The sequence below is a fragment of the Desulfocurvus sp. DL1XJH-121 genome, from assembly GCF_054819825.1.
Genome location: NZ_JBTVWW010000102.1, coordinates 1 through 270 on the forward strand (window position 1 = coordinate 1; position 270 = coordinate 270).

The following is a 270-nucleotide window of genomic DNA, read 5'->3' on the forward strand; positions in this document are numbered from 1 at the left end:
TAATGACTTTTATGGCTAATCAATCGATTGTCTTAGCTGGTAAGGGCAAAGGCACAGCTTATACCGCCATTGTTACTGCTATTGGTAATATTGGTGGTATTCTAACAGCTTTTTCTTTGAAATATATTCGTAAATTTTCTAAAACTAATACGATGGCTTATGGCTTTATTGCTTTTGCATTATCCTTTATTTGTATTGAATTCTTTGGCAATCCAGTAATGCATGTGTTAGGCAATATGTTTTCAGGTATGGGTATTGTAATGGTTAATG

At 33.3% G+C, this 270-nt stretch carries 1 protein-coding gene; it reads left to right on the forward strand.

Annotated features, from left to right (window positions below; translation table 11 throughout):
- Window positions 1-270: hypothetical protein (locus ACYYG1_RS17480; RefSeq protein WP_461211613.1), on the forward strand; the 270-nt coding region annotated here is incomplete at both ends.